Here is a 14663-nt window from a genome sequence, read left to right on the forward strand (position 1 = left end):
GTCGCCCGCACAGCCGAACCACCTGGGGACGGCTGAGCGTCCGAATAGCGACCTGTCCGTATATCGAACATGAACTTCCGGACAACGAACCGTTTCCGGCCATACTTTTGACGCGGTCCTGACAGAAAGCGCACTCCCCTGCCACGCTTCCCACGACTGCTCCACAGGAACCCCACAGCAACACCTCCACCTCCCCAGGCCGGGCGACCCCCGGTCCCGCAGAAGGAGTCAGTGTTGAGAAGCAGTTCCTCGCGTAGAGGCACCTCCCACAGACGCACTCCCCACACCACCGCGGCCGTTGCCCTCGCCGGCGTCGCCGCGCTGATCGCCGCCGCCGTCCAGAGCGGCACCGCCGTCGCGGCCCCGGAACAGGCACCGGCGGCCGCGAGCAAGGCGACACCCGGCTCGGAGTCGGTCAAGCTCAGCCCCGCCCAGCGCGCCGCGCTGATCCGCAAGGCCGAGGCCCGCAAGGCCCGGACGGCCCGGGAGCTGGGTCTCGGCGCCAAGGAGAAGCTGGTCGTCCGTGACGTCGTGAAGGACGCCGACGGCACGGTCCACACCCGCTACGAGCGCACCTACGACGGCCTGCCCGTGCTCGGCGGCGACCTCGTCGTCAAGGCCGCCGGGTCCGGCGCGACCAAGTCGGTCGTCAAGGCGACTCGCGCCGCCATCAAGCCGGCCACCACCACCGCGGCCGTCCCGACCGCCAAGGCCAAGAAGCAGGCACTGGCCGCCGCGAAGGCGGACGACACCAGGAGCGCCGACGTCGACAAGGCGCCGCGCAAGGTGATCTGGGCGGCGAACGGCAAGCCGGTCCTCGCCTACGAGACCGTCGTCGGCGGCCTCCAGAAGGACGGCACCCCGAACGAGCTGCACGTCGTCACCGACGCGGCCACGGGCGCCAAGCTCTACGAGTACCAGGGCATCGAGACCGGCACCGGCAACACGATGTACAGCGGCACGGTGACGCTCGGCACCACGCAGTCGGGGTCGACGTACAACCTCACCGACGGCGCGCGCGGCGGCCACAAGACGTACAACCTCAACCGCGGCACCTCCGGCACCGGCACGCTGTTCTCCGGCCCCGACGACGTGTGGGGCAACGGCAGCGCGTCCAACGCAGAGACCGCGGGCGCGGACGCGCACTACGGCGCCGCCCTGACGTGGGACTACTACAAGAACGTGCACGGGCGTTCGGGCATCAAGGGCGACGGGGTCGGCGCCTACTCCCGGGTCCACTACGGCAACAACTACGTCAACGCCTTCTGGTCCGACAGCTGCTTCTGCATGACCTACGGCGACGGCTCGGGCAACACGCACCCGCTCACGGCCATCGACGTGGCCGGTCACGAGATGACCCACGGCGTCACCTCCAACACCGCGGGCCTCGTCTACAGCGGTGAGTCCGGCGGCCTCAACGAGGCGACCAGCGACATCTTCGGCTCGACCGTCGAGTTCTACGCCAACAACTCCTCCGACGTGGGTGACTACCTCATCGGCGAGGAGATCGACATCAACGGCGACGGCACCCCGCTGCGCTACATGGACAAGCCCAGCAAGGACGGCGCGTCCAAGGACAGCTGGTACTCGGGCATCGGCTCGGTCGACGTGCACTACTCGTCGGGCCCCGCGAACCACTTCTTCTACCTGCTCTCCGAGGGCAGCGGCACCAAGACCATCAACGGTGTCACGTACAACTCGGCCACCTCGGACGGCCTTCCGGTCACGGGCATCGGCCGGGACAAGGCGGAGAAGATCTGGTTCCGCGCGCTGACCACGAAGTTCACCTCGAACACCAACTACGCGGGGGCCCGCACCGGCACCCTCGCGGCCACCGGTGAGCTCTACGGCGCGGACAGCGCCGAGTACAAGGCGGTCCAGGACGCGTGGGCGGGCGTCAACGTCGGCACCCGCTCCGGCGGCGGCGGGGGCGGCGGCACGTCCTTCGAGAACACCGCCGACGTGGCGATCCCGGACCGGGGCGCGGCGGTCAACTCGCCGGTCACCGTCTCCGGCCGGACCGGCAACGCGCCGTCCAACCTCCAGGTCTCGGTGGACATCGTCCACACCTACATCGGTGACCTCAAGGTGGACCTGGTCGCCCCCGACGGCACGGTCTACGCGCTCAAGGGGTACGGCACCGGCGGAAGCGCCGACAACATCAACACCACCTACACGGTGAACGCCTCCTCCGAGGTGGCCAACGGCGTCTGGAACCTGCGAGTCCAGGACAACGCGGCCATCGACACCGGCTACATCAACAGCTGGAAGCTGACCTTCCCGTAGGTCCGCAGGCCGGCAGGCCCATAGGCCTTGAGGACGCAGGCCCATAGGCCCCCGAAGTCAGGGCGCCGCCCCGGTGGGTTCGAATCCCCCGGGGCGGCGTCCGTTTCACGTGTCCTCGCGTACATCTGGCCGTCGACTTCCGGCCAACATCACACCGACTCCTGACATGTACGCGTCTTGAGTGCCACTCTTCCCCCACCCGCACAGCACCACCGCAGCACAGCACTTCCCCCACATAGAGGAGCTTGTGTGTCCACCCTTTTCTACGCGCGTCAAAAGCGCGCCACGCTCGCCATCGCCACCGCCGTCGCCGCAGGTGCCCTGCTCACCACCGGCCTGAGCTCCGGCAGCAGCGTCGCCGCGGACTCCGCGAGCAAGCCGGCCCTCGCCGCCGCCCCCGTCCTGCTCTCCGCGCAGGCCCGCACCGCGCTCGTCCAGGACCAGCAGGCGGACGCCCCGCGGACCGCCGACGCGATAGGCCTCGGCTCCCAGGAGAAGCTGGTCGTCAGGGACGTCGTGAAGGACGCCGACGGCTCGGTCCACACCCGCTACGAGCGCACCTACGCGGGCCTGCCGGTCCTCGGCGGCGACCTCGTGGTGCACCAGTCGAAGTCCGGCACGACCAAGGGCGTCACCAGAGCCACCGGGGCGACCCTGAAGGTCGCCTCGCTCAAGCCCGCGGTCACCGCCGCCAAGGCCGAGAAGCAGGCCATGACCCTCGCCAAGGCGGCCGGCTCGGAGAAGACCGAGGCGAACTCCGCGCCCCGCAAGGTGATCTGGGCTGCGGACGGCAAGCCCACCCTCGCCTACGAGACCGTCGTCGGCGGCCTCCAGGAGGACGGCACGCCGAACGAGCTGCACGTCATCACCGACGCCGCCACCGGCAAGAAGCTCTACGAGTACCAGGCCATCGAGACCGGCACCGGCAACACGACCTACAGCGGCCAGGTCACCCTGAGCACCACCAAGTCCGGTTCGACGTACAACCTGACGGACAGCACCCGCGGCGGCCACAAGACGTACAACCTCAACCGCGGCACCTCCGGCACCGGCACCCTCTTCTCCGGCTCCGACGACGTCTGGGGCACCGGCAACCCGTCCAACGCCGAGACCGCCGCGGCCGACGCCCACTACGGCGCCCAGGTGACGTGGGACTTCTACAAGAGCGCCTTCGGCCGCAACGGCATCCGGGGCGACGGCAAGGCCGCCTACTCGCGCGTCCACTACGGCAACAGCTACGTCAACGCCTTCTGGTCCGACAGCTGCTTCTGCATGACCTACGGCGACGGCTCGGGCAACAGCAACCCTCTGACCTCGCTGGACGTGGCGGCTCACGAGATGAGCCACGGCCTGACGTCGGTCACGGCGGGCCTGAACTACAGCGGTGAGTCGGGCGGCCTGAACGAGGCCACCAGCGACATCTTCGGCGCGGGCGCCGAGTTCTTCGCCAACAACTCCTCCGACAAGGGTGACTACCTCATCGGCGAGGAGATCGACATCAACGGCGACGGCACCCCGCTGCGCTACATGGACAAGCCCAGCAAGGACGGCGCGTCCAAGGACAGCTGGTCCTCCAGCCTCGGCAGCGTGGACGTCCACTACTCCTCCGGTCCCGCCAACCACTTCTTCTACCTGCTGTCCGAGGGCAGCGGCTCGAAGACGATCAACGGCGTGACCTACAACTCGCCCACCTCCAACGGCTCCACGGTCACCGGCATCGGCCGGGCCAAGGCGCTGCAGATCTGGTACAAGGCGCTGACGACGTACATGACGTCGACGACCAAGTACGCGCAGGCCCGCACCGCGACCCTGAACGCCGCCTCGGCCCTGTACGGCGCGTCCAGCACCGAGTACAAGGCGGTCGCGTCCGCCTGGTCGGCCGTGAACGTCGGCTGACCGAAGCACGGCCACGGGCGGTACCCGGACCCGAAGCGGGTCCGGGTACCGCCCTACTCTTGGGGACCGTGTCTTCTACGGATCCGCAGGACTTCACCTATGCCGATGTCGGCGCCACCCGTGACCAGGGTTTCTGCCCGCCGGGCTTCCGCCCCATGAACGTACGCACCCGTCTCGGAGAGGGCGAGGAGGTCTTCCGCCGGGCCTCGGAGGCCGTCCTCACCTGGGAGATGCACCGGTCGATGGGCGTCGGCCTGGACGCGAGCGCGGACCGGGCCGCCCCCGGCGTCGATGTCACCGTCACCCTCGCCGGCATGATCAAGGCTCCCTGCCGCGTGGTCTGGACGGTCGAGGAACCCCGCCGGGCGGGCTGGGCCTACGGCACGCTGCCCGGCCACCCGGAGACCGGCGAGGAGTCCTTCGTGGTCGACCGCACGGGGGACGGCACGGTGTGGCTGACGGTGAACGCGTTCAGCCGCGCGGCGAAGTGGTACGCAAAGGCGGGCGGCCCGGCGACGAGGGGTTTCCAGCACGCGTACGCCCGCAGGTGCGGCACCGTTCTGCGGAACCTGGCGACGCAGGGGGACGAGTCACCCTGAGGGGCGCGGGGCTGTGTCGATCCGCGGCTCCGCCGCGTGGGCGCGCTCAGCCCCACGCACCCGCGGACGGCAAACTCACCGCATGAGCAGCCCCGCGGCCGCCACCAGCTCCTCCGACGGCCCGGCCACGAGCCCCAACTCCGCGCTGGACGCCAACAGCCGATGCGCGGGCAGGATCCGCACCGTGTACCCGAAAGGCCCGGTGCGATCCAGCGACAAGGGCCCTTCGTACACCCAGCGCCCGTCCTGGTCGGGAGACCCCACCGGTTTCAGGGGAACAACCGTCGCGTCCCCGATCCGGTCCTCCTCGTCCACCCGCCCGGACACGACCTGCACCTCCACGTCGTCCGGCCCGAGTCCACCGAGCCCGGCCCGCACCCGGAGCCCCAGCGTCGTACCGAGCTCCGCCAGCGCCTCCGACGCCGGCGTCTCCACATGGTCGACGGTGACGCCCGGCCACGCCGCCCGCACCCTCGTCTTCCACTCGGCGAGATCACGCGCCGCGTCCGGCCCCACGGCCCGGTGGGAGAGCGCAGCCGGCGCGTAGAGCCGCTCCACGTACTCGCGGACCATCCGCCCCGCCAGCACCTTCGGCCCGAGCAGGCTCAGCGTGTGCCGGACCATCTCGATCCACCGGTCGGGCAGCCCGCTGCGCCCCCGCTCGTAGAAGCGGGGCGTCACCCGCTGCTCCAGCAGGTCGTACAGCGCCGCGGCCTCTATGTCGTCCCGGTGGTCCTGGTCGGTGCCGACGCCGTCCGCCGTGGGGATGGCCCAGCCGAAGTCGGGCTGGAACCACTCGTCCCACCAGCCGTCGAGGACCGACAGATTGAGGCAGCCGTTGAGCGCGGCCTTCATACCGGACGTGCCGCAGGCCTCCAGCGGCCGCAGCGGGTTGTTCAGCCAGATGTCGCAGCCGGGGTACAGCTTCTGCGCCATCGCCATGCCGTAGTCGGGCAGGAAGACGATCCGGTGCCGTACCCGCGGGTCGTCCGAGAACCGCACCAGCTCCTGCACCAGCCGCTTCCCGCCGTCGTCCGCGGGGTGCGCCTTGCCCGCGACGACGATCTGGACCGGCCGCTCGGGGTGCAGCAGCAGATCCATCAGCCGGTCCCGGTCGCGCAGCATCAGCGTCAGGCGCTTGTACGAGGGCACGCGCCGGGCGAAGCCGATCGTCAGGACGTCCGGGTCGAGCACGTCGTCGATCCAGCCCAGCTCGGCCGTATGGGCGCCGCGCTGCCGCCAGGAGGCCCGCAGCCGCTGCCGCACCTCCTCGACGAGCTGCTCGCGCAGCACCCGCCGCAGGTCGAAGATGTCCTGGTCGGGGATGTCGGCGACCGTGTCCCAGCGGTCCGATCCGCCGACGGTCAGCGCGTCCTCGGCACGCTGGGCACCGATCTGCTTCGCCCCGAGCCGGAACACCTCGGGGGCGACCCAGGTGGGGGCGTGCACCCCGTTGGTCACGGACGTGATCGGCACCTCGTCGGCGTCGAAACCGGGCCACAGGCCGGAGAACATCTCGCGGCTGACGTTGCCGTGCAGCAGCGAGACGCCGTTGGCGCGCTGCGCCAGGCGCAGTCCCATCACGGCCATGTTGAAGAGGTTGGGCTCCCCGCCGGGGTAGCTCTCCATGCCGAGCCGCAGGATGCGGTCGACGTCGATGCGGGGCAGCTCGGCGTCGGGGCCGAAGTGGCGGGCCACCAGCTCGCGGTCGAACCGGTCGATGCCGGCCGGGACGGGGGTGTGGGTGGTGAAGACGGTCCCGGCGCGGACCGACTCCAGCGCCGAGTCGAAGTCGAGTCCGTCCGCGCACAGTTCCGCGATGCGCTCCAGGCCGAGGAACCCCGCGTGGCCCTCATTGGTGTGGAAGACCTCCGGCGCGGGGTGGCCGGTCAGCCGGCAGTACGTCCGTACCGCCCGGACCCCTCCTATGCCGAGGAGCATCTCCTGGAGGAGCCGGTGCTCGCTGCCGCCGCCGTAGAGCCGGTCGGTCACGCCGCGCTCGCCGAGGTCGTTCTCCTCGACGTCGGAGTCCAGCATCAGCAGCGGGACCCGGCCGACCTGCGCCAGCCAGATGCGGGCGTGCAGCTGTTTGCCGCCGGGCAGGGCGAGGGCGACCTGGGCGGGGGTGCCGTCGGGCTCCTCGAGCCGGACGACGGGCAGCTCGTTCGGGTCGAGCACGGGGTAGTGCTCCTGCTGCCAGCCGTCCCGGGACAGGGTCTGGCGGAAGTAGCCGTGCCGGTAGAGCAGGCCGACGCCGATCAGCGGGACGCCGAGGTCACTGGCCGCCTTGAGGTGGTCGCCTGCCAGGATGCCGAGGCCTCCGGAGTACTGCGGCAGGGCGGCCGTGATGCCGAACTCGGGTGAGAAGTAGGCGATCGCGGCAGGCAGTTCCTCGGGCTGGGTCTGGTACCAGCGGTCGCCGGTCGTGTAGTCGTGCAGACCGCCGGCGACCGCGGTCAGGCGGCGCAGGAACGGGCCGTCCCCGGCCAGTTCCGCCAGCCGGGCGGGCGGCACGCTGCCGAGCAGCCGGACGGGGTCGCCGCCCGAGGCCGCCCACCGCTCGGGGTCGACGGACCGGAACAGCTCACGGGTCTCCGCGTGCCACGACCAGCGCAGGTTGCGGGCCAGGTCGCTGAGCGGCCGGAGGGGGGCGGGGAGAACGGGTCGGACGGTGAATCGACGGATCGCCTTCACGGGTTCCACCTCGGCGCGTTCGCTGGATTTCGCAGGGCTTCGACGACGTCTCCTACGACAGTACCCACGTCGGCGCCCCCGCCGCCGAGGCTCCGCGACCCGACCCCCGATCGGCCTGAACAGCACCGTCCGCGGATATGGCCGATTCCACCCCCACAGGCGTCCTTGTGGTGCTTCACCCGCCACGAGAGGCTGCCCCTGGCGTACCGGCCCGTGCCCGCCGCACGCGGCACCGCGCGACCGCCGTACGCCGAGTCGAGGAGGGGACATCGGACCATGGCTCGGACGCGCGAGCGGCGTCTGCGCCGGACGGGGGGCCTGGCGGCGGCGATCTGTGCCGCGGCGTTTTCGGCCACCACCCTGCCCGCGCACGCCGTACCGGAGGGGCGGATACTCGGCGCCGGATCACCCGGCTCCGTGCACGGAAGTTACCTGGTGACACTGAAGGAGGGCACGGCGGCCCGCTCGGCGGCCGGAAAGGACCTCGCCGGAGAGTACGGGGTGGAGATCAGCCACACCTACGGCACGGTCCTGAACGGTTACGCGGTCCGCGCGGACGAGAGACAGGCCGGGCGGCTGGCCGCCGACTTTCGTGTCGCCTCGGTCGTCCAGGACACCCGCGTGCGCCTGGACGGCGTGCAGAAGGAACCCCCGTCCTGGGGGCTGGACCGCGTCGACCAGCCGCGGCTGCCTCTGGACCGGAGCTACGCCTGGCCCCGGTCGGCCGGTGCGGGGGTGACGGTGTACGTGATCGACACCGGGGTGCGGACCACCCACGAGGACTTCGCCGGCCGGGCGAGCCACGGCTGGGACTTCGTCGGGAACGACCCGGTCGCCTCGGACACGGGCGGCCACGGCACGCACGTCGCCGGCACGGTCGCGGGGACGACCCACGGCGTCGCCAAGAAGGCCCGGATCGTCTCCGTGCGCGTCCTGGACGCCACGGGCGGGGGCACCACGGCCCGGGTGATCGCCGGGATCGACTGGGTGACCCGGCACGCGAGGAAGCCCGCGGTCGCCAACCTCAGTCTGGGCGGACCGCGCAACGAGCGGCTGGACGCCGCCGTCCGCGCCTCCATCGCCTCCGGCGTCACCTACACGGTCGCCGCGGGCAACGACGGCAGGCCGGCCGGTCTGTACTCCCCGGGGAGCGTGAAGCAGGCCCTCACGGTCGGCGCGACCGACCGCGAGGACAAGAAACCGGCCTTCTCCAACCACGGTCCGGCCCTCGATCTGTTCGCGCCGGGCGTCGGCATCACCTCCGCGTCCGCCGCGGGCGACACCGCATGGGCCACCTTCTCGGGTACCTCGATGGCGTCCCCGCATGCCGCCGGTGCGGCCGCGCTCTATCTGGCCGATCATCCGAAAGCCACTCCGGCGCAGGTCGGGAGGGCTCTGACCGCCGCAGCGGCGACCGGGAAGGTCTCCGGCCGGGGCATCGGTTCGCCGGACAAATTACTGCGGGTGCCCCGCGCGTAGGGCGAAGCAGCAGCCACGTCAGGGGCCGGTCTCGTCCGTCGCGGACGAGGCCGGTCTTGTGTGTCGACATACGCGTGAGTAGTTAACAAAGTGCCGGATTGCCCACCCGAATAGGGTGGGAAGGCTCCTGCGGGTACCCCTCTCAGGAGCACCATGCAGGACCCACCTCCCCACAGACATCCGCCTACCCACGTTGACGCGGACAGGAGCGGTCATGCCCGCCAAGCACCACTCTCCAGCACCCCCCAGCCGCCGCACCACCGGGGCGCGCGCACCGGGCGGCGAAGCACGCCCCGCACGCCCGGCCGAGGCCGGTCCACCGGCCGCGCCACCCCTCGCCGCGAGCGACACGACCGCCGTCGGGCGCATACCCGTCCTGGATGTCCGTCCGGCGGTCCAGCAGGGACGCCGGCCGGCCAAGGCGGTCACCGGCGAGACCTTCGAGATCTCGGCGACCGTGTTCCGGGAGGGGCACGACGCGGTGGCCGCCAATGTCGTCCTGAAGGACCCAGAGGGCCGCCCCGGCCCGTTCACGCCCCTGCGGGAGCTGGCTCCGGGGACGGACCGGTGGGGTGCCACGGTCACCGCGGGAGAGCCGGGACTGTGGACGTTCACGGTCGAGGCATGGGGGGACCCGGTCAGTACCTGGCGCCATCATGCCGAGATCAAGATCCCGGCGGGCATGGACACGGACGTAGTCCTGGAGGAGGGCGCGCGTCTGTACGAGCGGGCAGCGGCCGGTGTGCCCGAGGAGGAGGGACAGCGCGCAGTGATCCTCACCGCCGTCGACGCCCTGCGAGACGAGGACCGCCCCGCGGCGGCTCGTCTGGCGGCGGCGCTGACGCCGGAGGTGGACGCGGTCCTGGCCCGCCATCCCTTGCGGGACCTGGTCACCAGCAGTGAGCCGCTGCCGCTGCTCGTGGAACGGGAGCGGGCCCTGTACGGCTCGTGGTACGAGTTCTTCCCGCGCTCCGAGGGCACCCCCGAGCAGCCCCACGGCACCTTCCGCACCGCCGCGCGCAGACTCCCGGCGATCGCCGCGATGGGCTTCGACGTGGTCTACCTGCCGCCGATCCACCCCATCGGCACCACCTTCCGCAAGGGCAAGAACAACACCCTCTCCCCCGGCCCCGACGACGTCGGCGTGCCCTGGGCGATCGGCTCGCCCGAGGGCGGCCACGACGCCGTCCACCCCGGCCTGGGCACCCTGGAGGACTTCGTCCGGTTCGTCCAGCAGGCCCGGGAGCTGGGCATGGAGGTGGCACTGGACTTCGCGCTGCAGTGCTCCCCGGACCACCCCTGGGTGCACAAGCACCCCGAGTGGTTCCACCACCGCCCCGACGGCACCATCGCCTACGCGGAGAACCCGCCGAAGAAGTACCAGGACATCTACCCGATCGCCTTCGACGCCGACATGGACGGCCTGGTCGCCGAGACGGTGCGGGTGCTGCGGCACTGGATGGACGCCGGGGTGCGGATCTTCCGGGTGGACAACCCCCACACCAAGCCGGTCGTCTTCTGGGAGCGGGTGATCGGGGAGGTCAACCGCACCGACCCCGACGTGATCTTCCTGGCCGAGGCGTTCACCCGGCCGGCGATGATGCACACCCTGGCCCAGATCGGCTTCCAGCAGTCCTACACCTACTTCACCTGGCGCAACTCCAAGCAGGAGCTCACCGAGTACCTCACCGAGCTGTCGGGCGAGGCCGCCTCCTACATGCGGCCCAACTTCTTCCCCAACACCCCCGACATCCTGCACGCCCACCTCCAGCACGGCGGCCGCCCCGCCTTCGAGGTCCGGGCCGTCCTCGCCGCGACCCTCTCACCGTCCTGGGGCATCTACTCCGGCTACGAACTGTGCGAGAACACCCCACTGCGAGAAGGCAGCGAGGAATACCTCGACTCGGAGAAGTACCAGCTCCGCCACCGCGACTGGGAAGCCGCCGCACGCGAGGGCCGCACCATCGCCCCGCTGCTCACCCGCCTCAACACCGTCCGGCGGGAGAACCCGGCCCTTCAGCAGCTGCGCGACCTGCACTTCCACGACGCCGACCAGGAGGCGGTGATCGCCTACTCGAAACGGAAGGGTTCGAACACGGTTCTGGTGGTCGCCAACCTCGACCCCCACCACACCCAGGAGGCCACGGTCTCGTTGGACATGCCGCAACTCGGCCTGGACTGGCACGAGTCGGTTCCGGTGCGCGACGAGCTCACCGGCGAGACCTACCACTGGGGCAGGGCCAACTATGTGCGCCTCGAACCGGGTCACCGGCCCGCGCACGTCTTCACGGTTCTGCGACCGTCCACCCCGGAGATCGGAGGGTCACCCACAACATGATCGTCAACGAACCCGTCCCGGACACCTTCGAGGACACCCCTGCCAGGGACCGTGACCCGGAGTGGTTCAAGCGCGCCGTCTTCTACGAGGTACTCGTCCGCTCGTTCCAGGACAGCAACGGCGACGGCGTCGGCGACCTCAAGGGCCTGACCGCGAAGCTCGACTACCTCCAGTGGCTGGGCGTCGACTGCCTGTGGCTGCCGCCGTTCTTCAAGTCTCCCCTGCGCGACGGCGGCTACGACGTCTCCGACTACACGGCGGTGCTGCCGGAGTTCGGCGACCTCGCGGACTTCGTGGAGTTCGTCGACGCCGCCCACCAGCGCGGCATGCGCGTGATCATCGACTTCGTCATGAACCACACCAGCGACCAGCACCCGTGGTTCCAGGAGTCGCGCAAGGACCCCGACGGACCCTACGGCGACTACTACGTGTGGGCCGACGACGACAAGCAGTACCAGGACGCGCGGATCATCTTCGTCGACACCGAGGCCTCCAACTGGACCTACGACCCGGTCCGCAAGCAGTACTACTGGCACCGCTTCTTCTCCCACCAGCCGGACCTCAACTACGAGAACCCGGCCGTGCAGGAGGAGATGATCTCCGCGCTGAAGTTCTGGCTGGACCTGGGCATCGACGGGTTCCGGCTGGACGCGGTGCCGTACCTGTACCAGCAGGAGGGCACGAACTGCGAGAACCTGCCCGCCACGCACGACTTCCTGAAGCGGGTGCGCAAGGAGATCGACGCGCAGTACCCGGACACCGTGCTGCTGGCGGAGGCCAACCAGTGGCCCGAGGACGTCGTCGACTACTTCGGCGACTACCCCAGCGGCGGCGACGAGTGCCACATGGCCTTCCACTTCCCGGTCATGCCGCGCATCTTCATGGCCGTACGCCGGGAATCGCGCTACCCGGTCTCCGAGATCCTGGCCAAGACCCCGGCGATCCCGTCGAACTGCCAGTGGGGCATCTTCCTGCGCAACCACGACGAGCTGACGCTCGAGATGGTCACCGACGAAGAGCGCGACTACATGTGGGCCGAGTACGCCAAAGACCCCCGCATGCGCGCCAACATCGGCATCCGCCGCCGGCTCGCCCCGCTGCTGGACAACGACCGCAACCAGATCGAGCTGTTCACCGCCCTGCTGCTGTCGCTGCCGGGCTCGCCGATCCTGTACTACGGCGACGAGATCGGCATGGGCGACAACATCTGGCTCGGCGACCGGGACGCGGTGCGCACGCCGATGCAGTGGACGCCCGACCGCAACGCGGGGTTCTCCTCGTGCGACCCGGGACGGCTGTTCCTGCCCACGATCATGGACCCGGTCTACGGCTATCAGGTCACGAGCGTCGAGGCGTCCATGGCCTCGCCGTCCTCGCTGCTGCACTGGACCCGGCGCATGATCGAGATCCGCAAGCAGAACCCGGCCTTCGGGCTCGGCTCGTACACCGAGCTGCCGTCCTCCAACCCGGCCGTGCTGGCGTTCCTGCGGGAGGCCCCCGTTTCCGGGGAAGGAGGGGACGACCTGGTGCTGTGCGTGAACAACTTCTCGCGGTTCGCGCAGCCCACGGAGCTGGACCTGAGCGCCTTCGAGGGGCGGCACCCGGTGGAGCTGTTCGGCGGGGTCCGCTTCCCGGCGATCGGCGAGCTGCCGTACCTGCTGACGCTCGGGGGCCACGGTTTCTACTGGTTCAGGCTCCGCAAGGAGACCATGTGAGGCCTGAAAAGGCCTGTTGAGGCCCGATCCGCGGGACGGGCCGCAAACCCCGGCGGTGGGGCGTTTCCTCCGCCCCGCCCGGGGCACGCATCAGTAACACCCGCCCACCCGCGTGAGCCGGAGGGGCGCCGTCCGGGGCCGGTCGCAGGCACCCGGAGGCGCACCAAGAATGGGTGAAAGGACGCGACGCCATGTCGGAAGCCGTCACACGCACCGTCACCACCCCGCCCGGCCTCCTTGCCTCCCTCGACCCGCTGCTGCGGGAGTGGCTGCCGCGGCAGCGCTGGTTCGCGGGCAAGGGGCGGCCGGTCACCGGGTTCACGCTGGTCGAGGCCACCGAACTGCTTCCGGCCACGTCCAAGCTGGGCCTGTACCACCTGCTCGTCCGCGCCCACCAGCCCGTCGTGCCGTCCCACGGGGCGCCCGGTCACCCCGGTGACTGCTATCAGCTGCTGATAGGCGTGCGCGAGGCGCTGCCGCCTCGGCTGGCGCCCGCGCTCATCGGACACGTGCCGACGGGGCCGCTGGCCGGGCGGACCGTCTACGACGCCCTGCACGACACCCGGCCCGCCGAGCTGCTCCTCGAGGCGCTGCGCACCCGGGCCCGGGTCGGGCGGCTCCGCTTCGAGCGGGACCCCGGCCAGGACATCCGCTCCGGTCTGGTACCGCGCGTGATGACGGCCGAGCAGTCCAACTCGTCGATCGTCTACGGAGATACGTTCATCCTGAAGCTGCTCCGCCGGATCGTGCCCGGGGTCAACCCCGATCTGGAGCTGCCGCTCGCGCTGGCCCGGGAGGACTGCCCCCGGGTGCCCGCGCCGACGGCCTGGATGGTCGCGGACATCGACCCCACCGCGGACCCGGTCGTCGCGGCGGGCCCGGCGGAAATGTCCGACCGGCCCTACGTCCTGGGGGTGCTCCAGCCGTTTCTGCAGGGCGCCTCCGACGGCTGGGAGCTGGCGCTGCGCGAGCTGGCCAAGGGCGAGGACTTCGGCGCCGAGGCGCGGGCACTGGGGCGGGCCACCGCCGAGGTGCACACCGCGCTGGCCCGTGCGTTGCCGACCGTCACGCTCGGTCACGCGCAGCTCGAACTCATGGCCGGCGGCATGATCGAGCGCCTGGACGCGGCCGTCCAGGCGGTGCCCGCGCTGCGGCCCTACGCCCGCGGGCTGCGCTCCGCGTTCACGGCACTGGGCGACCTGGCCGCCGAGGGCCGCACCTGGACCGCGCAGCGGGTGCACGGCGATCTGCATCTCGGGCAGTGCCTGCGCTCGCCGTCCGGCGAGTGGCGGCTGATCGACTTCGAGGGGGAGCCGGCCCGGCCGCTGGCCGAGCGTCGCATGCCGCAGCCCGGGGTGCGCGACGTGGCCGGCATGCTGCGGTCCTTCGACTACGCGGCGCGTTCGGCCGACCCGCCCCAGCCGGACTGGGCCGAGACCTGCCGCTCCGCGTACTGCTCCGGCTACGCGGAGGCCTCCGGCCGCGATCCGCGCACCGACCCGGTGCTGCTGCGTGCCTACGAGACGGACAAGGCGATCTACGAGGTGGTGTACGAGGCCCGGCACCGCCCCGACTGGCTGCCGGTGCCCCTGGCCGCCATAGACCGGCTCGCCTCGACCGGCCACCTGACCTGACCGACCCCTCGCCCTGGAGGCT

General features: G+C 70.9%; 8 protein-coding genes. 7 read left to right on the plus strand and 1 reads right to left on the minus strand.

Going from position 1 to position 14663, the window contains the following annotated elements; all coding sequences use genetic code 11:
• Positions 1 to 234 precede the first annotated feature (234 nt).
• From ACFCXS_RS05500 to ACFCXS_RS05510, 3 genes are all read left to right on the plus strand, one after another.
• Positions 235 to 2286 carry a M4 family metallopeptidase gene (locus ACFCXS_RS05500; protein ID WP_376641766.1) on the plus strand — a complete coding sequence of 684 codons (2052 nt, stop codon included), beginning with the start codon at positions 235 to 237 and terminating at the stop codon, positions 2284 to 2286.
• A 249-nt stretch (positions 2287 to 2535) separates the two neighbouring features.
• Positions 2536 to 4182, plus strand: a complete 1647-nt coding sequence (locus tag ACFCXS_RS05505; RefSeq protein WP_376641767.1) for a M4 family metallopeptidase — start codon at positions 2536 to 2538, stop codon at positions 4180 to 4182.
• Positions 4183 to 4241: 59 nt separating this feature from the next.
• A complete protein-coding gene (locus ACFCXS_RS05510; protein ID WP_376641768.1) occupies positions 4242 to 4781 on the plus strand; it encodes a DUF1990 family protein in 540 nt (179 codons plus the stop codon).
• A 75-nt stretch (positions 4782 to 4856) separates the two neighbouring features.
• On the opposite strand, the gene ACFCXS_RS05515 is transcribed toward ACFCXS_RS05510, so the two are convergent.
• The gene (locus tag ACFCXS_RS05515) at positions 4857 to 7475 is read right to left on the minus strand and encodes a glycosyltransferase family 1 protein (RefSeq protein WP_376641769.1); all 2619 of its coding nucleotides are present in this window, start codon (positions 7473 to 7475) and stop codon (positions 4857 to 4859) included.
• A gap of 276 nt (positions 7476 to 7751) precedes the next feature.
• On the opposite strand from ACFCXS_RS05515, the gene ACFCXS_RS05520 reads away from it, so the two are divergent.
• From ACFCXS_RS05520 to ACFCXS_RS05535, 4 genes are all read left to right on the plus strand, one after another.
• A complete protein-coding gene (locus ACFCXS_RS05520; RefSeq protein ID WP_376641770.1) occupies positions 7752 to 8954 on the plus strand; it encodes a S8 family peptidase in 1203 nt (400 codons plus the stop codon).
• 214 nt (positions 8955 to 9168) lie between these two features.
• Positions 9169 to 11292, plus strand: a complete 2124-nt coding sequence (locus ACFCXS_RS05525) for an alpha-1,4-glucan--maltose-1-phosphate maltosyltransferase (protein WP_376641771.1) — start codon at positions 9169 to 9171, stop codon at positions 11290 to 11292.
• Positions 11289 to 13007 carry a maltose alpha-D-glucosyltransferase gene (treS, locus tag ACFCXS_RS05530; protein WP_376641772.1) on the plus strand — a complete coding sequence of 573 codons (1719 nt, stop codon included), beginning with the start codon at positions 11289 to 11291 and terminating at the stop codon, positions 13005 to 13007. Before ACFCXS_RS05525 ends, treS begins: the two co-directional genes overlap by 4 nt.
• A 191-nt stretch (positions 13008 to 13198) precedes the next feature.
• The gene (locus tag ACFCXS_RS05535; RefSeq protein ID WP_376641773.1) at positions 13199 to 14641 is read left to right on the plus strand and encodes a maltokinase; all 1443 of its coding nucleotides are present in this window, start codon (positions 13199 to 13201) and stop codon (positions 14639 to 14641) included.
• The last annotated feature ends 22 nt before the right edge of the window (positions 14642 to 14663 follow it).

This window comes from Streptomyces sp. NPDC056373 (assembly GCF_042262425.1).
Taxonomy (GTDB): domain Bacteria; phylum Actinomycetota; class Actinomycetes; order Streptomycetales; family Streptomycetaceae; genus Streptomyces.

Excerpts from the sequence above, each read along its gene's own strand:
- ACFCXS_RS05520 (WP_376641770.1), top strand. The coding sequence starts at position 7,752 with ATGGCTCGGACGCGCGAGCGGCGTCTGCGCCGGACGGGGGGCCTGGCG.
- treS (WP_376641772.1), top strand. The coding sequence starts at position 11,289 with ATGATCGTCAACGAACCCGTCCCGGACACCTTCGAGGACACCCCTGCC.
- ACFCXS_RS05525 (WP_376641771.1), top strand. The coding sequence starts at position 9,169 with ATGCCCGCCAAGCACCACTCTCCAGCACCCCCCAGCCGCCGCACCACC.
- ACFCXS_RS05535 (WP_376641773.1), top strand. The coding sequence starts at position 13,199 with ATGTCGGAAGCCGTCACACGCACCGTCACCACCCCGCCCGGCCTCCTT.